This is a genomic window from Kitasatospora viridis, assembly GCF_007829815.1.
In the GTDB taxonomy this organism is placed as follows: Bacteria; Actinomycetota; Actinomycetes; order Streptomycetales; family Streptomycetaceae; genus Kitasatospora; species Kitasatospora viridis.
Genome location: NZ_VIWT01000009.1, coordinates 1 through 24792, shown reverse-complemented (window position 1 = coordinate 24792; position 24792 = coordinate 1). Strand labels below are relative to the sequence as shown.

General features: G+C 73.3%; 25 protein-coding genes. 8 read left to right on the top strand and 17 right to left on the bottom strand.

Annotation, left to right across the window (positions count from 1 at the left end; translation table 11 throughout):
• Nucleotides 1–36 precede the first annotated feature (36 nt).
• Nucleotides 37–2547, bottom strand: a complete 2511-nt coding sequence (locus tag FHX73_RS45905; RefSeq protein WP_246214246.1) for a collagenase — start codon at nt 2545–2547, stop codon at nt 37–39.
• 295 nt (nt 2548–2842) lie between these two features.
• Here FHX73_RS45905 and FHX73_RS43190 point away from each other — a divergent pair, with 295 nt between their 5' ends.
• A complete protein-coding gene (locus FHX73_RS43190; protein ID WP_246214245.1) occupies nt 2843–3571 on the top strand; it encodes a heparin lyase I family protein in 729 nt (242 codons plus the stop codon).
• Nucleotides 3572–3627: 56 nt separating this feature from the next.
• On the opposite strand, the gene FHX73_RS43185 is transcribed toward FHX73_RS43190, so the two are convergent.
• Nucleotides 3628–5589, bottom strand: coding sequence for an APC family permease (locus FHX73_RS43185; RefSeq protein WP_145911612.1), 1962 nt, complete (start codon nt 5587–5589; stop codon nt 3628–3630).
• Between the two features lie 208 nt (nt 5590–5797).
• On the opposite strand from FHX73_RS43185, the gene FHX73_RS43180 reads away from it, so the two are divergent.
• A complete protein-coding gene (locus tag FHX73_RS43180) occupies nt 5798–6661 on the top strand; it encodes an FAD-dependent oxidoreductase (RefSeq protein WP_145911611.1) in 864 nt (287 codons plus the stop codon).
• A gap of 62 nt (nt 6662–6723) precedes the next feature.
• Here FHX73_RS43180 and FHX73_RS43175 read toward each other — a convergent pair whose 3' ends face one another.
• From FHX73_RS43175 to FHX73_RS43150, 6 genes are all read right to left on the bottom strand, one after another.
• A complete protein-coding gene (locus tag FHX73_RS43175; RefSeq protein ID WP_246214244.1) occupies nt 6724–7845 on the bottom strand; it encodes a hypothetical protein in 1122 nt (373 codons plus the stop codon).
• Nucleotides 7846–7944: 99 nt separating this feature from the next.
• Complete coding sequence (locus tag FHX73_RS43170; RefSeq protein WP_145911610.1) at nt 7945–8343, bottom strand: nuclear transport factor 2 family protein; 399 nt, start codon at nt 8341–8343, stop codon at nt 7945–7947.
• Between the two features lie 109 nt (nt 8344–8452).
• Nucleotides 8453–9811, bottom strand: a complete 1359-nt coding sequence (locus tag FHX73_RS43165) for an aldehyde dehydrogenase family protein (RefSeq protein WP_145911609.1) — start codon at nt 9809–9811, stop codon at nt 8453–8455.
• A gap of 15 nt (nt 9812–9826) precedes the next feature.
• Complete coding sequence (locus FHX73_RS43160; RefSeq protein ID WP_145911608.1) at nt 9827–10840, bottom strand: NADP-dependent oxidoreductase; 1014 nt, start codon at nt 10838–10840, stop codon at nt 9827–9829.
• 28 nt (nt 10841–10868) lie between these two features.
• Nucleotides 10869–11408 carry a TetR/AcrR family transcriptional regulator gene (locus FHX73_RS43155; RefSeq protein WP_246214243.1) on the bottom strand — a complete coding sequence of 180 codons (540 nt, stop codon included), beginning with the start codon at nt 11406–11408 and terminating at the stop codon, nt 10869–10871.
• A gap of 1 nt (nt 11409) precedes the next feature.
• Nucleotides 11410–12108 (bottom strand): type 1 glutamine amidotransferase domain-containing protein, encoded by a 699-nt coding sequence (locus tag FHX73_RS43150; RefSeq protein WP_145911607.1) that lies wholly within the window; start codon nt 12106–12108, stop codon nt 11410–11412.
• 185 nt (nt 12109–12293) lie between these two features.
• On the opposite strand from FHX73_RS43150, the gene FHX73_RS43145 reads away from it, so the two are divergent.
• Entirely contained in the window at nt 12294–13211 is a 918-nt protein-coding gene (locus FHX73_RS43145) for a LysR family transcriptional regulator (protein WP_145911606.1), read from the top strand.
• An 80-nt stretch (nt 13212–13291) separates the two neighbouring features.
• Nucleotides 13292–14329 (top strand): LacI family DNA-binding transcriptional regulator, encoded by a 1038-nt coding sequence (locus FHX73_RS43140; protein ID WP_145911605.1) that lies wholly within the window; start codon nt 13292–13294, stop codon nt 14327–14329.
• 7 nt (nt 14330–14336) lie between these two features.
• Here the strand turns inward: FHX73_RS43140 and FHX73_RS43135 are convergent, their stop codons facing one another.
• From FHX73_RS43135 to FHX73_RS43125, 3 genes are all read right to left on the bottom strand, one after another.
• Nucleotides 14337–15251: a glutaminase gene (locus tag FHX73_RS43135; RefSeq protein WP_145911604.1), complete on the bottom strand. Its 915-nt coding sequence runs from the start codon at nt 15249–15251 to the stop codon at nt 14337–14339.
• 112 nt (nt 15252–15363) lie between these two features.
• Nucleotides 15364–15600 carry a hypothetical protein gene (locus FHX73_RS43130; protein ID WP_145911603.1) on the bottom strand — a complete coding sequence of 79 codons (237 nt, stop codon included), beginning with the start codon at nt 15598–15600 and terminating at the stop codon, nt 15364–15366.
• A gap of 24 nt (nt 15601–15624) precedes the next feature.
• Nucleotides 15625–17289: an alpha/beta hydrolase gene (locus FHX73_RS43125; protein ID WP_246214242.1), complete on the bottom strand. Its 1665-nt coding sequence runs from the start codon at nt 17287–17289 to the stop codon at nt 15625–15627.
• A 137-nt stretch (nt 17290–17426) separates the two neighbouring features.
• Between FHX73_RS43125 and FHX73_RS43120 the strand changes: the two genes are divergently transcribed.
• Nucleotides 17427–18104, top strand: coding sequence for a response regulator transcription factor (locus tag FHX73_RS43120; RefSeq protein ID WP_145911602.1), 678 nt, complete (start codon nt 17427–17429; stop codon nt 18102–18104).
• 7 nt (nt 18105–18111) lie between these two features.
• A complete protein-coding gene (locus FHX73_RS43115; protein ID WP_145911601.1) occupies nt 18112–19401 on the top strand; it encodes a sensor histidine kinase in 1290 nt (429 codons plus the stop codon).
• 20 nt (nt 19402–19421) lie between these two features.
• Here the strand turns inward: FHX73_RS43115 and FHX73_RS43110 are convergent, their stop codons facing one another.
• From FHX73_RS43110 to FHX73_RS43090, 5 genes are all read right to left on the bottom strand, one after another.
• Nucleotides 19422–19943, bottom strand: coding sequence for a hypothetical protein (locus FHX73_RS43110; protein WP_145911600.1), 522 nt, complete (start codon nt 19941–19943; stop codon nt 19422–19424).
• A 125-nt stretch (nt 19944–20068) separates the two neighbouring features.
• Nucleotides 20069–20632: an NADPH-dependent FMN reductase gene (locus FHX73_RS43105; RefSeq protein WP_145911599.1), complete on the bottom strand. Its 564-nt coding sequence runs from the start codon at nt 20630–20632 to the stop codon at nt 20069–20071.
• 5 nt (nt 20633–20637) lie between these two features.
• Nucleotides 20638–21198 (bottom strand): YceI family protein, encoded by a 561-nt coding sequence (locus FHX73_RS43100; protein WP_145911598.1) that lies wholly within the window; start codon nt 21196–21198, stop codon nt 20638–20640.
• Between the two features lie 130 nt (nt 21199–21328).
• Nucleotides 21329–21748: a nuclear transport factor 2 family protein gene (locus FHX73_RS43095; protein ID WP_145911597.1), complete on the bottom strand. Its 420-nt coding sequence runs from the start codon at nt 21746–21748 to the stop codon at nt 21329–21331.
• A gap of 126 nt (nt 21749–21874) precedes the next feature.
• Nucleotides 21875–22387 (bottom strand): MarR family winged helix-turn-helix transcriptional regulator, encoded by a 513-nt coding sequence (locus FHX73_RS43090; protein ID WP_145911596.1) that lies wholly within the window; start codon nt 22385–22387, stop codon nt 21875–21877.
• 116 nt (nt 22388–22503) lie between these two features.
• Here FHX73_RS43090 and FHX73_RS43085 point away from each other — a divergent pair, with 116 nt between their 5' ends.
• The gene (locus FHX73_RS43085; RefSeq protein ID WP_145911595.1) at nt 22504–23055 is read left to right on the top strand and encodes a hypothetical protein; all 552 of its coding nucleotides are present in this window, start codon (nt 22504–22506) and stop codon (nt 23053–23055) included.
• A 147-nt stretch (nt 23056–23202) separates the two neighbouring features.
• Here FHX73_RS43085 and FHX73_RS43080 read toward each other — a convergent pair whose 3' ends face one another.
• Complete coding sequence (locus tag FHX73_RS43080; RefSeq protein ID WP_145911594.1) at nt 23203–23922, bottom strand: DUF2470 domain-containing protein; 720 nt, start codon at nt 23920–23922, stop codon at nt 23203–23205.
• Between the two features lie 341 nt (nt 23923–24263).
• Between FHX73_RS43080 and FHX73_RS43075 the strand changes: the two genes are divergently transcribed.
• Nucleotides 24264–24792, top strand: a 529-nt coding sequence (locus FHX73_RS43075) for a G1 family glutamic endopeptidase (RefSeq protein ID WP_246214241.1), incomplete at its 3' end; no start/stop codon positions are given.

Here is a 24792-nt window from a genome sequence, read left to right as displayed (position 1 = left end):
ATGCAGCGCCCGCCCCGTGGTGTTCGGGGGTGTTGCTCAGTAGCTGGTGCTGACGGTGACTCCGGAGAAGGCGGTCGCCCCGTAGAGGCTGACGTACCGGTAGCCGGCCGTGGTGTTGGTGACGGTGAGGGTCTGGGTGGTGCCGGAGTGGGTGGAGGCCGCGGTGTGGTTGGTGCCGGTGGCCCAGGTGGTGGGGTCGTAGTAGAGGTAGGCGCTGCCGGTGCCGGCGCTGGTGGTCACCTTGAGGGTGGTGGTGCCGGCCTGGAGGTAGAGGTAGAAGTAGTCCAGGCCGCCGGCGGCGGCCGACTGGCCGGTCCGCGCGCAGTTCTGGCCGAGCAGGCGCGGGTCGGCGCCGGTGCAGGCGACCGGGCCGGTCACCGTGACGGTGGCGGAGGTGGTGGCCGTCTGCTTGCTGCTGTCGGTCACCGTGAGGGTGACGGTGTAGCTGCCCGGCTTGGCGTAGGCGTGCTGGGGGTTGGCGCTGGTTGCGGTGGCGCCGTCGCCGAAGGCCCACTTCCAGCCGGTGATCTTGGCGGTGCCGCCGGTCTCGGTGGAGGTGTCGTGGAAGGCGGCGGTCAGGCCGGTGACCGTCTGGGTGAAGGCGGCCTTCGGGGTGCCGGCGGCGCTGCCGGAGAGGCCGTTCAGCCAGGAGGCGAAGTCGGCGTCGTCGCGGGTGCCGAGCGAGTTGTAGACCTGGTACCCGCCGGTGTAGTCACCGGTGCGGAAGTGGCCCAGCATCGCGGCCATCACGTCGGGGTGACGCTCCCACATGTAGCGCACCGCCAGGTAGCCCCACGGGTAGGTGCGGGTGGTGTCGCTGTTCTCGTAGGTGTTCTGGAAGAGGGTGCTCAGCGCGTAGGTGTGCAGCGGCGCGTCGGTGAGCGCCTCGGTGTCGGGCACGCCCCGGTAGGTGTAGGAGGTGTACTCGGCGATGCCCTCGATCCACCAGACGTCCGGCACGGCGGTCTCGGCGGTGAAGTCGCCGCGGGTGTTGTAGACCGCGTCCAGGTAGTGGGTGAACTCGTGGTTGAGGTTCCAGATGTCCGCGGGGAAGTCGGTCGCGTACGGCGCCTGGTACATCACCGAGTAGGAGGAGTTGCCGGCCTGGGAGGGCTCGCCGGTGACGGTGAGGCCGCCGTTGTCGGTGTCGATCCCGAAGATCGCCGGGGCGTAGACCTGGTAGTCCTGCCGGCTGGAGAAGACCACCATGTTCTCGCCGGTGATGGTCTGGCCGGGTATCGGGCCGGTCGCCTTGACCAGCTTCTGGAACCAGGCGGCCTCGTTGGTCAGGCTGGTGCAGACCGCGGCGAGCTGGGTCGGGTCGAGCGACTCGGCCGAGACGGTGAGGGTCGGGCTGCAGGTGTGGCTGATCGGCAGGGCGGCGGCGCGCAGCTTGGTCGGCAGGTCGCAGGTGCCGTAGGTGGCGCAGTTCGCGGCGTCGAAGTCCGCGCTCTGCTGGGCGACGGCCACCCAGAGCGCGGCGGTCGGCCCGGCCGGCTTGGAGGCGTTGAGCATGCCGATCATCAGCGGCTGGACGGTGGAGCGCAGGGCCGGCACCTGGATGTAGGAGGCCAGGTCCTGGCCCGCGCCGGAGACCATGTTGGTGTTGTCCCCGCCGAGCAGGTCCAGGTGGCCGAGGACGAACCCGTTCAGCGTCTTGATCACACCGGGGTCGGCGGTGACCGCGGAGACGAAGGCCGGGTTGTTGACGGCCCGCCAGAGCGCGCTGTTGGCGTTGTAGACCGCGTTGTCCATGCCCGTGACGGCGTCCCAGGAGCTGTTGTAGCTCTGGTAGAGGTGCTCGTAGAGCCCGATGTAGTGCGCGTCGGTGTCGGCGCTGTCGGTGAGGGTGACCGCCTCGCCGAGGATCGGGGCGTTGCCCGCGGTGACGTCCTGCGAGTGCGGGTTGGCGAAGAAGGCGTCCATCGCCGCCGTGGCGGCCGAGGTCACCGAGGCGTCGTAGGAGCCGACGTCGGCCGCGTCGTTGAACTGCACGTAGTAGGCGGCGCGCAGGAAGAGCACCAGCTGCTGGATGCCGCTGGAGTCGTCGCCCTGGTATCCGGCGGCGAGCTGCTGCATGGCCTGGGCGACGGGCAGCACCTGGCTCTGCTGGAACACGCCGTGGGCGGCGCTGCCGGTGACGGCGAACAGGGTGTTCACGCAGTCGGTGGTCGAGGACTCCAGGTAGGCGGCGAGCGCGGCGCCGCTGCGGCTGCTGAAGTCGGCGGGCGTGCAGGACTGGGCGGCGGCCCGCACCGCCTGGTGCGGCTGGGCGGCCTGGCCGGTGCGGTGTGCCAGTGGGCGTGGCGGCGGCAGCTGGGCCGGCGTCAGCCGGCCGACCTGGACGGCGTCCTGGTCGCTGCCGTCGGTCGAGACTCCCATGGGGGCGTAGGGCGCCGGCGGGTGGGCCGGGTCGTGGCCGGGCAGGCCGACCACCAGTGGTGCGCTCGCCGGTGGCGCGGCCTGTGCGGTGCCGCAGCCGGCGGCGAAGAGGGCGGCGGCGGTCAGACCGGCCGCCAGGTGTCCGAAGAAGGGACGGCGTTGCATCGAGCTCCTCATGAGGGCGTGGGGGGCTTCGGTGCCGGTACTCGTGTCCGGCGAGGGAACACTTCCAGCGCGGTGAACTCCCAGGGAATATCCAGGGACATGCCAGCTTCGCCGGTCGAGCCATAACATCCGCACTGGTCCAGACCGTGGAAGCGCTCCCGCGCCCCTGCCGGTTGCCCGAAGGGACACGAAATCCGCCGGTGCCTTGCGCCGCCCCGCGCGGCTGGCATGCTTGGCGCACCTGACCCCGTTTCAGCCAGCCAGGGAGCACCGATTGCCCTCACCGTCCCGTCCCTTGACGCACGCCCTCGGGGCGGTGGCCGTCGCCGCCCTGGCGGTCTCCTGCGGCACGGCCGGGGCCGCCGGTGACGCGGCCGCGCCCGCTCCCTCGCCCTCGGCCGGCCAGGTGCTCTGGACACCGAGCACCACCGCCGGGCCGTCGTCGTTCGCCGACGTGCAGTGCGCCGCGCCGGGCAGCTTCGGCGTGGTGAGCGACGCCAAGGGCAAGGTGTGGCAGGCCGAGCAGCCCGCCGGGCTGCAGCGCTGCGAGGTCCGCGGCCCGGCGCTGACGGCCGGCAGCACCTTCTACCTCGGCTGGTCGTCCAAGGTGCACATCGGCGACGGCAACGACCGCTACGTCTTCCAGCTCAAGTGCGAGCCGAGCACCGGCACCGCGAACCACCCGATCGACCTGGACGCGAGCAACGGGCGGATCCGCCTCCAGGAGTGGGACACCGACCACACCTCGCACGACCTGTGGAGCGCCCCGTTCAGCAACGACAAGTGGCACTCCTACGCGCTGCGGATCCACCTGGACCGCACCGCCGGCACCATCGACTTCTGGTTCGACGGCGTCAAGCAGACCTTCGCCACCGGCTCGGGCACCTTCACCGGGACGACCTACGACGGCACCGGCGACTACCTCAAGTGGGGTTCGTACCACCAGTCCGACGGCGCCGCGAGCAACACCTTCACCAGCCCGGTGATGGCCACCACCCTGGCCACGGCGACGGCCGGCTCCTGAGGGACGCGCGCAGGCCCCCGGTTCCGCGGGGAACCGGGGGCCCGGGTGACCACTCGTCAGCCGACGTGCACGCGCGGGCGGCGGGCCCGGTCCGGCTCGGCCTCGCGGAGCACCTCGCGGGTGACCGGGGCGACCTCGCCCTGGCCGAACAGGAAGAACCGCAGCAGGTGGTTGAACGGACCGCCCTCGGTCCACTCGAAGTAGATGTGCGGGAGCTGGCCAGTGCGGTCCCGGATGGTCAGCAGCAGCGCGGCCAGGGCGTTCGGGACGCTGGAGCTCTCCAGCGCGAGCACCCGGTAGCGGTCGTGCAGCACCTCGCCGCGCACGGTCAGCTCCGACTCGAACTCGGAGGGGTCGCGGACCGTCACCTCGACGAAGACCACGTCCACCTCGGACGGGACGTCGTGGTGCTCGCGGATCTCCCGCTTCTTCTCCTGGTACTCGGCCAGGCTGCGGTTGTCCGGCTCGTTGGCGATCAGCCGCATCGGGCGGTGCGTGTAGTCGCGGATGAACCGCTCGGCGGTCTGGTCCAGCACCACGTCGGTGACCCGCAGCTCGAAGGACCGCTTCACCCGGGAGAGCAGCGAGACCAGGATGATGCCGGCGATGAAGCAGGCGCCGATCTTCACGCCGTCCGGGCGCTCGGCCACGTTGATGGCCGTGGTGTAGAGGAAGACCGCCGCGATCGCCGCGAAGCCGATGGTCGCCTTGCGCTGCCCGGCCTTGTGGGCGGCGATGGTGACGGCGACGGCGGCGGAGGAGATCAGCACCAGCACGCCGGTCGCGTAGGCGCCGCCCTGCTTGTCCACGTTCGCGTCGAAGAGCCAGGTGACCAGGAAGCCGATCAGCGTCAGCACGATCACCATCGGCCGCACCGCCCGGGCCCAGTGCGGCGCCATGCCGTAGCGGGGCAGGTAGCGGGGCAGCAGGTTGAGCATGCCGGCCATCGCCGAGGCGCCGGCGAACCAGAGGATCGCGATGGTGGACAGGTCGTAGATGCTGCCGAAGGTGCCGCCCAGGTTCTGGTGGGCTAGGTAGGCCAGGGCGCGGCCGTTGGCGGGCCCGCCGTTCTGGAAGTCGGCCTTGGGGATCAGCACGGTGGTGATGAAGCTGGTGGTGATCAGGAAGACGCTCATGATCACGGCGGCGGTGGTGAGCAGCTTGCGCGCGCCGCGGATCCGGCCGGTCGGCCGGTCCTCGGTGTCCTCGGGGTCGCCCTCGATGTGCGGCATCACGGCCACGCCGGTCTCGAAGCCGGACAGGCCGAGCGCCAGCTTCGGGAAGACCACCAGGGCCACGCCGATCATCACGATCGGGTTGCCGTGCTCGGCGGTGAGCGCGTTCGACCAGTCGGTGACCAGCTGCGGGGACTGGATCACCTTCCAGATCCCGTCCACCACGACGACCACGTTGAGCGCCAGGTAGAGCCCGACCAGGTAGACGGCCAGGCCGATCGCCTCGCTGAAGCCCTTGAGGAAGACGCCGCCGAGCAGCGCGACGAGCAGCAGCGTGATGAGCACCTGCTTGCCCGCCAGGGTGCTGTGCAGGTGCGGGTTCTCCACCAGGTGGGCGGTCGCGTCGGCCGCCGACAGGGTGATCGTGATCATGAAGTCGGTGGCCGCGAAGCCGAGCAGCGCCAGGACGAACAGCTTGCCCTGCCAGAACGACAGCAGCCGCTCCAGCATCGCGATCGAGCCCTCGCCGTGCGGGCTCTCCTTGGCCACCCGCCGGTAGACCGGCAGCGCGCCGAGCAGGGTCACCAGCACCAGCACGATGGTGGCGATCGGCGACAGCAGCCCGGCCGCGAGGGCCGCGATGCCGGGCTGGTAGCCGAGGGTGGAGAAGTAGTCGAGGCCGGTCAGGCACATCACCCGCCACCAGCGCTGGCCCTTGTGCTCGACCGGCGCCTCGGCGTGCGGGCCCGGGTACTGCTTGGCCATGTCGGACAGGCCTTCGAGCAGCCATGCCCGCAATCTCGTTCGCCTCGCTGACGGTGCCGCACCCGTCGAACTCACCATGCCCCCTGTCGGACGTTCCGTGTCGGTGCCACCGGCTGGCAGCAGGGCGTAGGCTACGCGACCTTGACGCCGCCTTTATGCATCCCCCACCCCGTGTTGCCCCATCCACCTGCGCTATCGTCCCCCGCCCGGCCGACAGCGGCCGGACCGCGCCGGGGCCGGTCGTCCGTCTGTTTCCCGGTACCCGCCGCGCCTATGCTCTTGCTCCGTGTCCGACACCGATCTGCTGATCATCGGCGCCGGCCCGGCCGGCTGCGCCGCCGCCGTGATGGCCGCCAGCCTGGGCCTGCGCTCGGTGCTGGTCGAGCGGGCCGCGCAGCCCTGCGGGAGCCTGCGCGGGATCCCGGTGCTCGACAACGTGCTCGGCTTCGCCGGCGGCCCCGCGTACGCCGCGGCCGTCGAGGGGCAGTTGGGCCGCACCGCGCTCTGCTCGCTGCGCCTCGGCACCGAGGTCGTCGGGCTCGAAGCGACCGACCGTCAGGTCACCGCCCGATTGGCGGACGGCACCGCGCTCACCGCCGGGCACGCCGTGGTCGCCACCGGCGTGCGGCCGGCGACGCTGGCCGAGACGCCCTGGGCCCGGGCGGACTTCCCGGTGCGCCCGCTGCGCGGCGCCCCGGCGGCCGCCGCGCTGCTGGTGCTCGGCGCCGACCGCCCGCTCGGCACCTTCCTGCGCGCCCACCCCGGACACGCCGTCAGGCTGACGGTGCTTCACCCGGCCGCGGACGAGTACAAGACGCACGAGGTGCGCCCGGACCCGCGCGTCACCCTGGTGCCCACCGCAGCGGCCCGGCTGCGCCGCGCGCCGGACGGCCGGGTCAGCGCGGCGGTCACCACCACGTCCGGCGAGGAACTGACCCTGACGGCCGACGCCGCCGTCCTGAACGCCGGCTCCCGGCCCGCCGCCCTGCCCGGCCTGCGCCCGGGTCCCGACGGCTACTGCCCGCCGGAGCTCCAGCACCCGCGCGTCACGGTGGCCGGCGACCTGCGCTCGGCCCGCGCGCAGCGGATCGCCACCGCCACCGGCACGGGCGCCCAGGCCGCCCTGGACGCCTACTACGCGGGGATCTGACGGGTCGGCCGAGGGGCGGGCGGTGCGCCGAACGCACCGCCCGCCCCTCGGCCGAGCCGGCCTCAGTGGAACAGGTCCAGCTGGTTGCCGGCGTCGTCCACGAAGTAGACGCCGCTGTTGTCGTCCACGGCCAGGCCGAACAGCGCGCCGGCGCCGGGGACTCCGGTGCCGCTGCTGTCCAGCTGGAACTTGGCCACCTGCTCGCCGTGCGGGGTGGTCTCCACGATGAACCCGTCGAGCGAGTTGACCGTGAGGAGGTCGCCGCAGGGGGTGCGGGCGAGGCCGAGCGGTCCGTTGAGGTCGCCGCCGGAGGTCACCACGCGGCCGGTGCCGGCCGAGTCCGGCCGGGTGTCGGCGTGCCGGATCTCGGTGATCCGGTTGCCGACGGTGTCGGCGACGTAGAGCGTGCCGTCGTGGTTGAGGGCGACGCCGGTCGGCCCGATGACCAGCGCGCTCGGGTCGGTCTTCTCACCGAAGCCGGAGCCGATCACGGTGGTGGACTCGCGCCGTGGCGGTTCGTCACCGACGCCGTCGCGCAGCGAGATCCGCAGCACGGTGCCCTCGTCGACCTCGTTGCCGCCGCCGGCCTGGGTGTTGTTGAGCACGTTGGTGACGTACAGGTCGGTGTGGTCGCCGTGGCTGGCCGAGGTCATGTCCCAGGGCCCGTTGATGCCGTCGCCGGCCAGCGTCTCGCGGACCCGCCCGTGCTTGTCGAGCACCAGCAGGCAGCCGGCCGAGGCGGTGGCCGAGCTGCCGTCGGTGGTGGGCAGCGAGCCGACCACCACCCAGCCGCCGGGCAGCACGGTCAGCGCGGTGGTCAGGCCGACGCCGCCGGGGCACGGACCCGGGAGGTTGTTCGGGTCGATCTGGGCGAACTGACTGGCCGTCCCGTCGGGGGCCACCTGCACCAGGGTGGTGCCGGTGCCCTGCAGGTTCGCCGCGTTGTTGAAGTTGCTCACCAGCACGTCGCCCTTGCGCAGGTCGCCCTCGTCGTGCTTGATCAGCACGGTGCCGTACGGGTTCTGGTCACCGTTGCCGGGGACGGTCGAGGCGATCGTCGTGACCTGGCCGAACGGGCCGATGAACGGGTCCTGGGCGGTGGCGGCCGACGGTGCGGCCAGGCCTGCGGCGCCGGCGGCTGTTATCAGCGCGGCCAGGGCGGCGAGACGGGTGTGGACTCTCACGTGCGACCTCCTCGGGGGTGGGGCCCGACGTGCTGCGGGCCTGGCCACGGTAGGCAGCAGCGCAGTGGCCACGCATCGTGACGGCCGCCGAACGGTTGGTCACCCTCCGTGGGCGGCGGCCTCGTTCGCGATCCGCTCGAACTGGGCGCCCATCGCCTCGGCGAGCGCCTGCGCGGCGGAGAGCGGACGGACCATCACGGTCAGCTCGTCGATCAGGCCGGCCTCGTCGAAGTGCAGGAAGTCGCAGCCGTGGATCCGCCGGCCGCCGACCGTCGCGGTGAACAGGAGGGCGTGGTCGCGCCCGCCCGGGTCGGCGATCTCGCGCTCGTAGCGGAAGTCCTCGAAGACCCGCAGCACGCCGCGCAGGATCGCGGCCGTGATCGGCTTGCCGGGGTAGGGCTTGAACGCGACGGGGCTGGTGAAGACGACGCCCTCGGCGAGCGTCGCCTCGATGGCCTGCTCGTCGCGGTCCTCGACGGCCTTGCGGAAGGGGTGCACGGGGAGCTCCACTCTCGTCTGCCATGAATGTGCAACTGGTTGCACAACTGGTTCGACGAGTATGGAGCTCCCGTGGCGGGGTTGTCCACGGGCCTGACGGCCCGTCGGATCAGCGCGGGGCCAGCGGCACGTCGAGCCGGGCCTTGCGGTGGCTGAACGTGGCGATCGAGTACGGACCGTGGTAGCTGCCCAGGCCGCTCTCCCCGACGCCGCCGAACGGCAGCGCCGGCACCCGCAGGTGGGCCATCGGCAGGCCGAAGCCGAGGCCGCCGCTGGAGGTCTCGGCCGCCAGCCGGCGCCGGGTCGCCTCGTCCTCGGTGAACGCGTAGAGGGCCAGCGGCTTGTCGCGGTCGTTGATGAAGTCGATCGCCTCGCCGAGGTCGGCGACGGTGACGATCGGCAGCACCGGGCCGAAGATCTCCTCCCCCATCACCGGCTCGTCAGGGCGCACGTCGAGCAGCACGGTCGGCTCGATGTAGCGGTCCGCCCGGTCGGTGCGGCCGCCGTGGGCGGTGCGGCCCGAGTCGAGCAGGGCGGCGATCCGGTCGAAGTGGCGCTGGTTGACGATCCGTCCGTACGCCGGCGAGCGCTGCGGGTCGGCGCCGAAGAGCCGCTCGATCGCCCGTCCCAGCGCCTCGGCGAGCGCGGGCGCGGTGTCCGGGTCGGTGAGCACGTAGTCGGGGGCGACGCAGGTCTGCCCGGCGTTGCGGAACTTGGCGTCGGCCAGCCGCCCGGCGACGGTCTCCAGGTCCGCCCCGCGGTCGACGAACACCGGTGACTTGCCGCCGAGTTCGAGGGTGACCGGGGTGAGGTGCTCGGCGGCGGCGCGCATCACGATCCGGCCGACGGTGCCGTTGCCGGTGTAGAGGATGTGGTCGAAGCGCTGGGCCAGCAGTGCGGTGGTCTCGGCGACGCCGCCCTCGACCACGGCCACGGCCTCGGTGTCCAGGTAGCGCGGGATCAGCCGGGCCATCAGGGCCGAGGTGGCGGGCGCCAGTTCGCTGGGCTTGGCGACCACGGTGTTGCCGGCCGCGAGCGCCCCGGCGAGCGGGGCCAGCAGCAGCTGGGCCGGGTAGTTCCAGGGGGCGATCACCAGCACGGTGCCGAGCGGGTCGTACTGGGTGCCGGCGGTGGACCCGGCCGGCAGGCCGGCCAGCTCCTCGGCGGGCAGCGCCTGCGGGGCCAGCCACTGCTCCAGGTGGGCCAGCGTGTGGTCGATCTCCCGGACGGGGAGGGCGACTTCGGCGGCGTCGGACTCGGCGCGCGGCTTGCCGAGGTCGGCGTGCACGGCGTCCGCGATCGCCTCGCGGTTCTCGGTCAGCAGGGCGCGCAGCCGGGTCAGCTGCTCGGTGCGCCAGGCCAGCGGGCGGGTGCGGCCGGTGCGGTGGACCGCGCGCAGCCGGGCGACCAGCTCGGCGGCGTCCTCGGCGGTGAAGGGGGTGACGTCCTGGGTGGTGGAGGTGCTCATGGGGATCGCTCGCTCTCAGTCCTGGTCCAGGCGGACCAGCATCTTGCCGGTGTTGCCGCCGCGCATCATCGAGAGGAAGGCGTCGAGGGTGTTCTCGATGCCGTCGGCCACGGTCTCGTCGGCGCGCAGCGAGCCGTCGCGCAGCCAGCCGGCCGCCTGCCCGACGTACTCGGGGACCAGGTCGAAGTGGTCGCTGACGTTCATGCCGCGCAGGGTGATCCGCTTGCCGATGGCGAGCGGCAGGTTGCGCGGGCCGGCCGGCAGCTCGGTGGCGTTGTAGACGGAGATCGCGCCGATCAGCGCGATCCGGCCATTGAGGTTCATCGCGCCGATCGCGGCCTCCAGGTGGTCGCCGCCGACATTGTCGATGTAGACGTCGATGCCGGTCGGGGCGGCCTTCGCCAGCTGGGCGGCCAACTCGCCCTCGCGGTAGTCGATCGCCGCGTCGAAGCCGTAGTCCTCGACCAGGCGGCGGGCCTTGACCGGGCCGCCGGCCGAGCCGATCACCTTGGCGGCGCCGAGCTTCTTCGCCAGCTGACCGGTGATCGAGCCGACGGCGCCGGCCGCGCCGGAGACGAAGACCACGTCGCCCTCGCGGACCGGGGCGATCTCCTTGACGCCCGCCCAGGCGGTCAGGCCGGTGGTGCCGAACACGCCGAGGTAGGCCTGGGCGGGGGCGAGCGCGGTGTCGAGCAGCTGCACCGCGGCGGCGTCCAGCAGCGCGTACTCGCGCCAGCCGGCGAAGTGCGCGACCGTGCTGCCGACCGGCACGCCCTCGGCGCCGGAGGCCACGACCACGCCGACGGCGCTGCCGCTCATCGGCTCGCCGAGCTCGAACTGCGGGATGTAGGAGGGGCCCTCGTTCATCCGGCCGCGCATGTAGGGGTCGACGGAGAGCCAGGTGTTGCGGACCACCAGCTCGCCGGGGCCCGGGTCGGGCACGGTCGCGGTGGTGAAGGTGAAGTCGGCGGGCGTGGGCTCGCCGACCGGGCGGGCGGAGAGCTGCCATTCGCGGCTGGTGTACGACACGGTGGTTCCTCGGGAATCGATCGGGGGCTCAGGGGGTGGTGAGCCCGGTGTGCAGGGCGTCGGCGGCGCGGTCGAAGAGCCGTTCCGGCTCGCCCGCGGCTTCCAGGCCGACGACCAGGGCGGCGCAGATGACGGCCGCCTCCTCGGGGTCGGCGGCGCCCGCCTCGCGCAGCAACGCGGTGAGCAGCGCGAGCAGTTCGGTGGTGTAGGCGGTGCAGATGTCGCCGAACAGCCGGGCCTTGGCGTCCAGCAGCTCGGCGGTGTGCGGGGAGTCGCCGCGCAGCTGGAGGACCAGGTCGAGCTTGGCCCGCAGCACCTCGCGGATCCGGTCGGCGACCGGGGCGTCGGCCTCGGCGGCCGCCCGGGCCCGGTCGAGGGCCTGCTGGTGCAGGCGCCCGGCGAGCAGGCGGAACGCGTCGTCCTTGTTGCGGACGTACTGGTAGACCGCCGATCGCGAGAGGCCCATCTCGGCGGCCACGTCGTCCATCGTGGTGCGGCGCACCCCGTACCTGGTCAGGCAGGTGTAGGCGGCGTCCAGCACCTGGTCGGTGCGATCGGCGGCGGGCACGTCAGACCAGCTTCGTCAGCAGTTCGGCGGCGAGCGGGGCGGAGGAGGCGGGGTTCTGACCGGTGATCAGGTTGCGGTCGGTCACCACGTTCGGCGCCCACGGCTCGCCGACCCGGACGTCGACGCCGGCCTCCCGCAGGCGGGTCTCCAGCAGCCACTTCGCCCGGTCGGCGAAGCCGGCCTGGGTCTCCTCGGCGTCGCTGAAGGCGGCGACCCGGTAGCCCGCGAAGGAGTTGCTGCCGTCCTCCTCGACGGCGGCGAGCAGCGCCGCCGGGGCGTGGCAGACCACGCCGAGCGGCTTGCCGGACTTGAGGGCGAGGGTGAGCAGGCGGCCGGAGTCGGCGTTGACGGCGAGGTCCTCCATGGGGCCGTGGCCGCCGGGGTAGAAGACGGCGTCGTAGTCGGCCAGGTCGACCTCGGCGAGCTCGACGGGGGCGGCGAGCTCGGTCATCGCGGCCAGCCCGTCGGCGATCCGCCGCGCGCCCTCCTCGCCGCCGTTGACCTGGGGGGCGAGGCTGCCCGCGTCCACGGTCGGCACGACGGCGCCCGGGGTGGCCACGGTGACGGTGTGGCCGGCGGCGGTGAAGGCATGGTGGGGCGCGACGGCCTCCTCGGCCCAGAAGCCGGTGGGGTGCTTGGTGCCGTCGGCGAGCGTCCAGTGGTCGACGCCGGTCATCACGAAAAGGATCTTCTTGGACATGGTGCGGTATCCGTCCTCGGGCCGACTGACGCGGTGCACGCGCTGACGAAGTGCACTCGGAACGTCAGTAATGTTCACGGACTCGAAGGTAGACCTTCTCAAGCTTTTCGCACCAATAGGAAAGCCTATGGGTGCCATCGGAACCCGGATGGATCGCCTCGTGATCAGGGGAATACCCTCGACAGGTGAGTGATAGGGATTCCCATGGCAGCGGCGGGCAGCTGGACCTCAACCAGCTGCGCACCTTCCTGGCGGTCTACCGGACCGGCTCCTTCACGGCCGCCGCCCGGCGCCTCGGCCTCTCCCAGCCGACCGTCACCGCCCAGGTCCGGGCCCTGGAGCAGCGGCTCGGCCGGGACCTGTTCGAGCGGCAGGCCCGGGGCGCCGCCCCGCTGCCGCACGCCGAGGAACTCGCCGCCCGGCTCGCCGACCCGTTGGATCGGCTCGCCGAGCTGGCCGGGCCCGAGCGCGCGCCCGAGCCGGTGCACCTGGCCGGTCCGGCGGAGTTCCTCTGCACGGTGCTGCTGCGCGAACTGGCACCGCTCGCCGAACAGGGGGTGCGGCTGCGGGTGGTCACGGGGCTGACCGACCCGCTGCTGGAGGAGCTGCGGGCCGGCCGGCACGACCTGGTGGTCGCCACCGGGCGCCCGCGCGGGCGCTCCCTGCACGCCGAGGCCTTCGCCGACGAGGAGTTCGTGCTGGTCGCCGCGCCGCTGTGGGCCGACCGGCTCGGTCCGGCCACCCCGCTGACCGACCTGCCGACCGCCTTGGAGGCGCTCCCGCTGGTCAGTTACGCCGAGGACCTGCCGATCGCCCGCCGCTACTGGCGCCACGTCTTCGACCGGCGCCTCACCGCCCGCGCCGCCCTCACCGTGCCCGACCTGCGCGGCGTGCTGGCAGCCGTCACCGCCGGGGCCGGCTGGACGGTGCTGCCCAGCTACCTGTGCCGCGGCGAACTCGCCTCCGGTGCGCTGCGGTTGCTGCACCAGCCGGCCGATCCGCCGATCAACACCGCCTACCTGGTCCAGCGCCCCGGCGGCTCCCCCAACCCGCACGTCGCGCTGGTGCGCGAGCGGATGGTCGCCGCCGCCAGGACCTGGTGACCACCGGCGCGGGCCGGGGCCACGAGGAGCGACCTGACATCCTGAGGGCAGCAACGGGTCCGGAAGGGGTGGCGAGGGTCATGTCAGGTGCAGCGGGGACACCGGCGACCGGCGCCGCACGGGCGACCATGAAGGACGTCGCGGCGCTCGCGGGGGTGGGCCTGAAGACGGTCTCGCGCGTGGTGAACGGCGAGCCGGGGGTGAGCGAGGAGACCGCCCGCAAGGTGCACGCGGCCATCGAGCACCTGCGCTTCCGGCGCAACGACGGCGCCCGGCTGCTGCGGCAGGGCAGCCGCACCCGCTGCGTCGGCCTGGTCCTGGAGGACCTGGCCGACCCGTTCTACTCCCAGCTCAGCCGCGCGGTGGAGGAGGTCGCCCGGGCGCACGGCTCGCTGCTGCTGACCGGCTCGTCCGCGGAGGACCCGGTGCGGGAGCGGGCGCTGGCGCTGGACTTCTGCGCCCGCCGGGTCGACGGCCTGATCATCGTGCCGACCGCGGCCGACCACTCCTACCTGGACGACGAGCTCGCGGCGGGCACGGCCGTCGTCTGCGCCGACCGCCCGGCCCCGGGCCTGGCCGTGGACACCGTGCTGGCCGACAACCGCGGCGGCGCGGCCACCGGGGTCGACCACCTGCTGCGCCAGGGCCACCGCCGGATCGGCTTCCTCGGCGACGCGCCCGACATCTACACCGCCACCGAGCGCCTGGCCGGCTACCGCCGGGCGATGACGGCCGCCGGCTGCGCGGTCGACGAGCGCTGGGTGGCGATGGCCACGCCCGATCCGCTCGCCCTCGGCCGCGCGCTCGACCGGATGCTGGCCGCGCCGGCGCCGGTGACGGCGCTGCTGTGCGGCAACGGGCGCACCACGGTCGCGGTGCTGCGCGAGCTGGCCGCCCGCCCGGCGCGGCCCGCGCTGGTCGGCTTCGACGACTTCGAGCTGGCCGACCTGCTGCCCCTCCCGGTCACCGTGGTCGCCCAGGACCCGGCCGCGATGGGCCGGCTGGCGGCCGAGCTGCTGTTCCGCCGGATGGCGGGCGGGGGCGCCGAGCCGCAGCGCTTCGAGATCGCCACCCGGCTGATCGCGCGCGGCTCCGGGGAACTGCCGCCCACCGATTGACGGACCGTCAGAAGACGGACCATCCGGTGTTGGTGGTGAACGCGTCCAGCGCGGTGACCGCGCCGACCGAGTTGCCCGCGCGGTCCAGTGCCGGGCCCCAGGCGCAGAGCGTGCCGCGGCCCGGCACGACGGCCAGGATGCCGCCGCCGACGCCGCTCTTGCCGGGCAGACCGACCCGGTAGGCGAAGTCGCCGGCCGCGTCGTAGGTGCCGCAGGTGAGCAGCACGGCGTTGATCCGCTTGGCGTCGCTGCGCGAGAGCAGCCGGCTGCCGTCGGCGCGCAGGCCGTGCCGGGCCAGGAAGAGGCCGGCCAGCGCCAGGTCGCGGCAGGAGGCGGCGATCGCGCAGTGCGCGTAGTAGTGGCCGAGCACCGCCTCGACCGGGTTCTCCAGGTTGTCGTAGCTGGCGATGAAGTGGGCCAGGGCCGCGTTGCGGTGGCCGTGCTGGGCCTCGGAGGCGGCCACCGCGAGGTCGGTGTCCAGGCGCGGGTTGCCCGACTCGGCGCGCAGGAACTCGCGCACCGCGCCGGCCGCGTCGCCGGTCAGGCTGAGCAGACGGTCCGTCACCACCACGGCGCCCGCGTTGATGAACGGGTTGCGCGGGATGCCCTGTTCGGCCTCCAGCTGGATCAGCGAGTTGAACGGCGTGCCGGAGGGCTCGCGGCCGACCCGGTGCCAGAGCGCGAGCGCCTCCTCGCTGGCGAGCGCGAGGGCGAGGGTGAAGAGCTTGGAGATCGACTGGATGGAGAACTGGGTCTCCCAGTCCCCCACCCCGTGCACCTCGCCGTCCACGGTGGCCAGGGCCAGCCCGAACGCGTGCGGGTCGGCGGCGCCGAGGGCCGGGATGTAGTCGGCCACCCGGCCGGTGCCGAGCACCGGGCGGGCGGCGTCGAGGGCGCGCTGCAGTTCGAGCCGATAGTCCATGCGATCAGCATATTTACCTGCCGCTGCTCGCCGCGCACCGAGCTCCCGGACCGGTCGGCCGAGGCCGTTCGGCGGCCGAGCGGGGGCCGACCGGACGGGCACTGATCGGACGTCAGCCGTGGCCGCCCGAGGCCGCCGCCCCGTGCCCGGGCCGCCCGTCCGGCGCGTGGTGGCGGTGGTGGTGGCAGTGGTGCAGCGGGAGTTGGACGCCCAGTGGGGCGGCGACCTTGGCGCACACCGCGCCGGCCGGGGCCGGACCGTGGTGCGGGAGCTCGGCGGCCATCGTCCAGATGCCCAGCACGGCGGCGAGCGCGGCGGCGGACACGACGGGAACGGCGGGTCGGTTCATGGTGGGGGTTCCTCCGGTCCGGCGTCAGCAGGTGGTGCCGGCCGGCACCGGCTTGAGGGCGACCAGGTAGGCGTCCACGGCGTCCGTGACGCAGGAGTTGCTGCGCCCGTAGGCGGTGTGGCCCGAGCCGCGGTAGGTGAGCAGCATCCCGCCGGGCAGCTGGCCGGCCAGGCTCTGCGCGTCCTCGTACGGGGTCGCCGGGTCGCCGGTGGTGCCGACCACCAGCACCGGGGGCAGGCCGGCCGGGCTGATCCGGTGCGGCGTGGACGCGCCGGCGGGCCAGGTGCGGCAGCCGAGGTCGGCGAGCACGTTGCTCGCGCCGAACACGCCCGCCTGCCGGTAGGCGCGGTCCAGGGCGTCCCAGTAGGCCTGCGGGTCCGCGGGGTGGGGCGTGTCGAGGCAGTCGACGGCCGTGAGCGCGGCGTCGGAGTTGTCGGGGGCGGCCGCGCCGGGTGACGGGGCTCCGCTGGGGTCCCCGGCGTCGCCCGTGGGGGCGGTGCTCGAAGCGTCCCCGCCGTCGTGCGAGGCGTCGTCCGCCGCCGGCTGCGCGAGGGCGGCGAGCTTGCCGGCGTCGCCGTGCCGCGCGGCGGCCAGCGCCTCGGACAGCGGCTGCCACTGGCTCTCCGGCGTGTACATCGACATCACGATGGCGCTGTGCAGGGTGTTCGCGTCCAGCCCGGCGGCGGAGCCGGCGATCCGCAGCGGCCCGCGGGCGGCCTTCGCGTAGAGGTCGGCGATCAGCTTGCGGATCCCGTCCGGCGTGTCGGCGGGGCAGTCCCGGCCGACGACGTCGGCGCAGTGCTCGGCATAGTCGTCCACCGCCCGCTGGAAGCCCTTGGCCTCGTGCAGGGCCGCCTCCTCCCAGCCGAGTGACGGGTCGATGGCTCCGTCCAGTACCAGGGCGCGGACCCGCTGGGGGAACTGCTCGGCGTACACCGAGCCGAGGTAGGTGCCGTAGGACCAGCCCAGGTAGGTCAGCTTCGGGTCGCCGAGCGCGGCCCGCAGCACGTCGAGGTCGCGGGCGGCGTCCACGGTGCCGACGTGCGTCAGCAGGTCGCCGCTGGCCGCCCGGCAGTCGGCGGCGGAGCGGTCGGCGCTCGCCAGCGCGGCGGCCCGCTCGGCGGGGGTGGTCGGGTGCAGCGGCACCGGGGTGTCGTCGGCCGACCCGTTCCGCTGGTCCGCGCCTCCCGCGCCGCCGGGCGGGTCGCAGCTGATCGCCGGCTTGCTGCCGGCCACCCCGCGCGGGTCGAAGCCGACCAGGTCGAAGTGGGCCCGGGCGCTCGCGCCGACCGAGGCGGCGCCGTCGTTCTTCATCAGCTCGACGCCCGAGCCGCCCGGCCCGCCGGGGTCGAGCACCAGCGAGCCGGTCCGCGCCCCGGCGTCGGTGGCGGTCTGCTTGATCACCGGCAGGGTGAAGGTCTTGCCGTTCGCCGGCTGCGCGTAGTCCATCGGCACGGTGAGGGTGGCGCACTGCAGCCCGTCGCACGGCTGCCAGTCGAGCCGCTGCTGGTAGAAGGCGCGCAGCTCGGGCCGGTCGGCCGACTCACCAGCGGTGACGGTGAGCGGTGCGGCGGCGGCCGGGCCGCCCTGCCCGGGGCCGCCGTGCTCCGGTCCGCACCCGCTCGCGCCGACGACCAGCCCGACCACCAGCACTCCCGCCCACCGACCGCCGCCCGCTATTCGCCGCACGTCCCGCTCCTCCAGCCGTCACCGTCTGCCACTGGCCCCACCTACTGGCCCTGTTCACTGGCCCTGCCTACTGGCGAGGAGTCTGCTGGGAGCTTCCTGAGGATTTGATGAGGCCGGTCCGGGCTATCCTGTGCGCCGTGCGCGTACTGGTGGTCGAGGACGACGATGATCTGCGGTTCGCCGTTTCGGCGGCGCTGCGCGGCGACGGGCTGGCCGTCGACGCGGTCGCCGACCTGCCCGCGGCCGACGAGGCGCTCTTCGTCACCGACTACGACTGCGCGGTCTTCGACCGGATGCTGCCGGCCGGCGACTCGCTCGACTACCTGCGCGAGCTGCGGCTGGCCGGCCGGACCGTGCCGGTGCTCTTCCTCACCGCCCGTGACCAGGTCGAGGACCGGGTCGCCGGGTTCGCGGCGGGCGGCGACGACTACCTGGTCAAGCCGTTCGCGCTGCCCGAGCTGACCGCCCGGGTGCGCAGCCTGTGCCGCCGGGCCGGCACGGTCCGCCCGCCCGTGCACCGGGTCGCCGACCTGGAGGTGGACACCGCCCGCCGGCAGGTCCGCCGGGACGGTGTGCTGCTGAGCCTGACCGGCAAGGAGTTCGCCGTGCTGGAGACCCTGGCCGCCCGCGCGGACCTGGCCGTCTCGCGGGGCGAGTTGGTCGAGAAGTGCTGGGACGAGCTGACCGAGCCCAACTCCAACGTGGTCGACGTGCTGATGTCCCAGCTGCGCCGCAAGCTCGGCGAGCCGGCGCTGATCCACACCGTCCGCGGCCTCGGCTACCGGCTGGCGGCGACCGACGGCACCGAGGGCTGACCGCCCGATGCTGACCGCCGCGGCCCGGATCCGCCGCCTGCGCCGCCGGCTCACCGCGCTCTTCGCCCTCACCAGCGCCGTCGGCCTGGTCGCGCTGTCCGCGCTCGCGGTCAAGGTGGACGGCGACTCCCACCACCACCAGCTCGACGACTCGCTGAAGATCCAGACCAGCGCGGCGATCCCGCAGCTCGGCGCCGACGACAACGGCGCCCTGGACGTCAGCGCCATGCTGGAGGCGGTGGACGCCGACTGCCCGCCACTGACCGTGTTCGCCGTGCACGGCACGGCGCTCCAACTCGCCTACACCGCCAAGCAGCCGTGCGCCAAGGTCCGGCCCGCCGACGCCGAGCAGCTCGCCGCGGCGGCACTGCGGCTCGACGGCCCGGCCTGGGCCGACCGCACCGGCACCGACGACCACCCGCTGCGCCTGATGGCCGCACCGTTCACCGGCGCGGACGGCCAGACCACGGCCGGCGTGATGGTCAGCGCCGCCGACGCCTCGCACGACCAGTCGGCGCACCGCCAGCTGATCCTGCTGCTGGCCGGCGGCTGCGCGGTGCTGGTGACGGTCTCCTCGGTGATCGGCCACCTGCTCTCCGGCCGCGCGACCCGGCCCGCGCTCACCGCGCTGCAGCAGCAGGAGGCCTTCCTCGCCGACGCCGCGCACGACCTGCGCACCCCGGTCGCCGCCCTGCGCACGCTGGCCGAGACCGCCCTGGCCCAGTCCACCCGGCCCGTCGACGGCGCCGCCGCCGAGACCATGCGCACCGCCGCCCTCCAGCGCACCGTCCGACTGGCCGGCCGGATGGGCGACTTGGTGGACGGCCTGCTCACCCGGGCCCGACTGGCCGCCGGGGTCGGCGAGTTGGAGCGCTCACCACTGCGCCTGGACCAGCTGGCCGACACGGTGCTGGAGGAACTCCCGCAGCAGGGACAGCAGGTGACGACCCGTCTGGAACCGGTCGTGGTCAACGGCGACCCCGACCTGCTGCGCCGCGCCATCGCCAACCTGCTCGGCAACGCCCTGGCCCACGGCCACGCCCCCGGCCGGCCCGCCGAGATCGAACTGACCGTCACCGCCGACGGCACCCTCACCGTGGACGACGCCGGCCCCGGCCTGCCGCCCGAGCACGCGGACACCCTCTTCGAGCGCTTCCACAGCACCTCCGGCTCCACCGGTCTGGGCCTGTCCATCGCCTCCTGGGTCGCCCACGCCCACGGCGGCACCCTCACCGCCGGCCCCAGCCCGCGCGGCGGCGCGCGGTTCACCCTGCGGATCCCGGCGCACCGGCGGTAGTTCGGCACCCAGCAGGGGCGCTACCGCACCACGCCGAGCTCCTGGGCCAGCGCGTCGAGGCCGTAGCGGGCCACGTGGTCCGGGTTGGCGAGGTCGACGGTGCGGATGCCCTGGTCGGACAGCCGCCGGTTGACCTCCTCCAGCTGCTCCTGGACGAGCTGCTTCTCGGCCTCGGTGATGCGGCCCTTGTGGGGCTTGCCGGCGTGCTCCGGGCTGGCGTAGTTGATCCGCTCCTTGGCACCGGCCGCGCGCGCCGGCCCGGGGGTGCCGCCCGTCACCCGCTGGGCGCCGCGCAGCACCTCGGCCATGGCGGCGGCCGAGGCGAGCCGGTTGAACGCCGACACCTCCATGACGACGGTCTCGGGCCCGTCGGCGTCCGGGTGGTGCAGTTCGAAGGTCACCAGGTCGAGCGCCAGCTCCTCGACCCCGGTGAGCTCCTCGGCCAGGGCTTCGATCTCCACCGGCCCGTCCTCCAGGTCCGGGTGCTCCCGGACGACGATGCGCACCAGCTCGGCTTCGTCCTCGACGTGCTTACCCGTCAAGTCCGAGAACCGAATGACTTTCTGACCCATGGGATCCCCTCGTAGCTGCTTCGATGCAGGCGAGAGCATACGCGCCGCAGGCGTCCGGGCCGGGCGCCCGCGGCGCCCGCGGCGCCTGCGGCGGCTCAGCCGCGCAGCGTGCGCATGGCCGTCGCCCAGGCCTCGACCTGCTCGAACAGCTTCGTCGCGGCGGCGTCGTGGCGCGCGGCTGGCTTGAAGAGCGTCAGGTCCTCGAAGTCGGTGAACAGCGAGAAGGCCAACTGCTGGTTGACGTGTGCGAGTTGGACCGCGCTGGCGATGCCGCGCAGGTGCTCGGCGGCACGGATGCCGCCGACGGTGCCGTAGGAGACGATGGCGGCGGCCTTGTTGTTCCACTCCGCGTAGGCGAAGTCGATCGCGTTCTTCAGCACGGCGGGGACGGAGTGGTTGTACTCGGGGGTGACGAAGACGTAGCCGTCGAACTCGGCGACCTTGGCCGCCCACGCCTTGGTGTGGGCGCCCTGGTACTGCCCCATGGCCGGCGGCATCGGCTCGTCCATGAACGGCAGCGGCCAGTCGGCGAGGTCGACCAGCTCGTACTCGGCGCCGGTGCGGGCGCCGGCCCGGTCGACGATCCAGTCGGCGACCGCCTTGCCGTTGCGGCCCGGTCGGGTGCTGCCGAGGATCACGGCGATCCTGAGAGCGGTCATGGCGCTCACTCCCCCGGGCTGCCCGGCCCGGCGGGGCCGTCGTCGGCGCGGCGGGCGCGGACGGTCGCGGTCAGGTGCAGGTACCGGCCCGCCAGGCCCTTGAGCTTGGTGACGCCGTGGGCGTAGCGGTCGACGGTCGTGGTGGCCTCGATGGCGATCTCGTCGCCGACGGCCTCGGCCTTCGTCACGGCGAACGTGACGGGCGCGCTGACGCCGTGGGCGGTCAGCTGCCCCCGCAGCACCCAGGCGCCGGCCCCGTCCGCCTCGACCGCGGTGGAGTTGAACGCGATGTCCGGGTAGCCGGCGGTGTCCAGCAGGGTCTTGGACAGCACCTGGCTGTCCCGCTTCTCGTTGCCCGTGTCGAAGCTGGCGGCGTCGGCCACGGCGTCCACCCGGGTTCCGGTGGGCGGATCGGTGAGGGAGACGGCCCCGCCGCGCAGCCGGAAGCTGCCGTGGACCGTGCCCAGGCCGAACAGGTGCTTGGTGGTGAAGGTGATCCCGGAGCGGGGGACGTCGATGGCGTAGCGTCCCGGTGTTGGCGTCGGCGTCGGTGTTTCGGTGGTCATGGCGACCTCCTCGGTGACTTCCGATGACTCTCGATGACTTGAGCCTTCAAGTCCGACTTTATGCCTTCGCACATGAAGGCTCAAGCCACAACGGACGGACGGTGGACCTTGTTCCCCCTTCCGCTCCGGCTCAGCCGAGGCCGAGCTGGGCGGCGATGACCGTGCCGGACGGGTAGCAGTCGAACCGCTTGATCTTGCCGTCGACCAGCTCGAACACGTCGCAGCACGGCGCGTCCATCCGGCGGCCGGTGGGCGGGACGGTGCCGGCGGGCAGCTCCAGCGGACCGGTGTGCGTGCCCTGCAGGCGCAGCTGCACGACCACGATGTTGCCGGTGACGTAGACCCGCTCCAGCTCGCGGTGCATGTCGGGGAAGGCCTTGGCGTAGACCTCGACCGTCTTGCCGAGCTCCGCGGGACCCCGGTAGGTGAACGGGATGGACGTGTCGGTGAAGGTGCCGTCCTCGGTGAAGGCCGCCACCCAGCCGGCGATGTCCTGCTCCTCGGCGACCTGGTAGGCGGCGCGGATGATCTTCTCGTTGTCGTACGACATCTCGACTCTCCTGACCCGGCGGCTGTTCGCCGCACGCCTTGAGGTGATGTATTCACTTTAACCTTCAAGTCATGCGAGAGTGCAAGGGGCGCACTGCCACGGGTTTCCGGATCTACGGCGAGGAGGTCAGCGGGCGGGCGAGTCGATGCGCTGCAGGATCCGCTCGGCATCCTGGCCCAGCCGGCGCAGCCGCTCGGCGGAGAGGTTGTCCACGACCAGGCGGCGCACCTGGGCCACGTGCGCGGGAGCCGCGGACTCCAGCTTGCCCAACCCGGCGGGCAGCAGGATCGCGTTGGTGAACCGCCCGTCGGCCGGATCCGGCTCGCGGCGGACGTAGCCGCGGCTCTCCAACCGCTTGACCAGGTGCGAGAGCCGCGAGAGCGAGGTGCTGGTGCGCTCGGCGAGCACGCTCATCCGCACCGTGTACTCGGGGGCCTCCGACAGCATCGCCATCGCCATGTACTCGACCATGCTCAGGTCGGCGTCGCGCTGCAGCTGGGCGTCGATCGCCCAGGGCAGCCGGGTCATCAGGCGCACCACCGAGAGCCAGGAGGCCAGCTCGGCGGGAGTGAGCCAGAGCGGCGCCTGCTCGTCCGCCTGCCCCTGGGGTGCCTCGGGTGCCTGGTCCTGAGTAGCCATCTTGACAGCCTATCAACCGCATGCTGCCGATCAGCGGGGCCGACGAAAGGCTGTTGAGCCACCCGGCCGACCGGGGGACCATGGGGTGGTCAGCCCAACTAGCCTAGGGGGAGCCGTTGTTCCGCATTCCGCCCGGCGAGCCGCACCCGCACATCCCGTCGTCGGCCGAGTACCTCGCCGCGTTCGGCCACCGCTTCGCGATGCTCGCCACCCCACCCGCGCACTGGCACACCAGCGGCGGCGCCACCAGCACCAACGGCATCGCCAACCGCTTCGACGTCTCGTACACCGCACACTGGGTCCCCTGCCTGCACGTCACCACGGTCCGCCCGCACCCGGCGGACCCGGTCGGCCTGGCGACCGTCACGCTCACCAACGAGCTGGTGAACCTCGCGATGAACTCCCAGGAGCAGCCGGACGGCGAGGCGTTCTTCGCCTGGCTGGACAGCTGGGGCTTCGTCGACGAGCTGACGCCGGAGCCGACCTCGCTGCTGCTGGACGGGCAGGAGGTCGCGGGCCGGCGGTTGGCCTTCGACGGGGTCTTCGGCATCGAGCTGGCACTGGAGGAGGAGCAGGTGTTCGTCTACGGGCAGGCGGCCGCGGAGGAGTCGGTGCGCGAACTCGTCCTGGTCACCGAGCCGTTGGGGGGCTGGACCGCCCGCCGCTGACCGGGCCGGGCGCGGACCCCCGCGCATCGGGGCAGGTGTAGATGCGAGACGCGGCCTCGGCGGCCCGGATGATCGCGGCGACGGTGTTCCCGTCCGGCACGCACGGCACCGCCGGGCCGCTCGCCCCGGCCGGCGGGGAGGCGGCGGTCACGGCCGGGCCGCGGGCCAGTGCCGGCGGTGGCAGACGCGGGCACTGGCGACCAGCTCGTGGATGCGGGCGCCGGCCTCCGCGGCCTGCTCCAGCGGGGTGCGGAACAACAGCCGCACATCCCACTGGCCCCGGGCACGTTCGGTGCGGAGCACCATGCCGTGCCGGTCCAGGCGCACCGGTTGGATCCGGGTGACGCCGACCAGGAACCGGGGCTCGATCAGGCGGGCCAGTGCGGCGACGGCCTCGGGGTGGCGGTCGGCGAGGTGGGTGAGCAGGTCGGCCTCGCGGGTGGCGAGCGGGTCGGGCGCGGCGAGCAGCAGGTCGTCGAGCCCGACCGCCTGCACCTGGCCGTCGGCACGCAGCGCGGCCAGCGCGATGTCGAAGCCCAGCCGCCCGGATCCGCCCGGCTCGGCAGGGATCAGCCAGCCGCCGAGGGTGACCTTGGCGCGCACCCGGTCGCGGACGGCGGTGGCGGCGATGTCCGTGAACTCCAGTGTGGCGGGCAGCTGTTGACGACGCGTTGCCGCCAGCTCGCCGTGCAGTCCGCCGCCCGGCGCATCGGACAGCAGCAATCGACCGCCGGCGCCCACGTCGTGCAGGACGGCGTACTCGACGGCGCCTGCCTCGGTGGTCACCGTCAACGACGTGGCGGCGGCCAGCACCGTCCGGACGCGTTCGGCCGAGGTGGGCTCTCCGGGCTGGGTCGGAACGGACATGCGCACTCCCTCACTTAGGTAAGCCTAACCTTAGCCGAGCCGCCCGGCCTTCGTCATGCCACCCCCAGAAAGCTCCCAGCGGATTGTCATGTGAAATCTGATGCCCGCTCCTGGCCGACATGTCCGCGTCATGCCTACCCTCTGCTGTACGCCGCACTGACGCGGCGTCACCGATGGGCAGCCGCCTGCGTCCAGGCGCGCCCACGGCCCCTCAGCACGCGCGCGTCGGACCGGCAGCCACCGGTCCTGGCCCACGGGGACCTCGCCGCCACGCCACCGCGCCGCCGCACCGGGCCCGGGCGGGGCGCGCTCCCCGCTCCCCCACCTGAGAGGAACTCCCCATGCAGCTGCGCCGGATGCTCGCCCCCGGATCGGCCCTCGCCCTGCTCGTCGCCGCGTTCGCCCCCGCCGCCGCGGCCGCCCCCACCGCCCTGCTGTTCCAGGCCCCGATGCACCCCGTCACCGGACAGCACGGCGCCGCCCCGTTCTTCGTCAGCCACGGCGGCGGGCTGCACGCGACGAGCACCAGCGACAACTGGTCCGGCTACGCCGCCACCGGCTCCACCTACACCAGCGTCAGCACCACCTTCGTCCAGCCCGCCGTCGACTGCAGCCAGGGCGACGGCTACTCCAGCTTCTGGGTCGGCCTCGACGGCTACAGCTCCTCCTCCGTCGAGCAGACCGGCACCGAGGCCGACTGCTCCGGCGGGCAGGCCCAGTACTCCGCCTGGTACGAGATGTACCCGGCCAACCCCGTCACCTACGGCAACGCCGTCTACCCCGGCGACACCATCACCGAGACCGTCAAGTACTCCTCCAACACCTACACCCTCACCCTCAACGACAAGACCGAGGGCTGGACCAAGACCA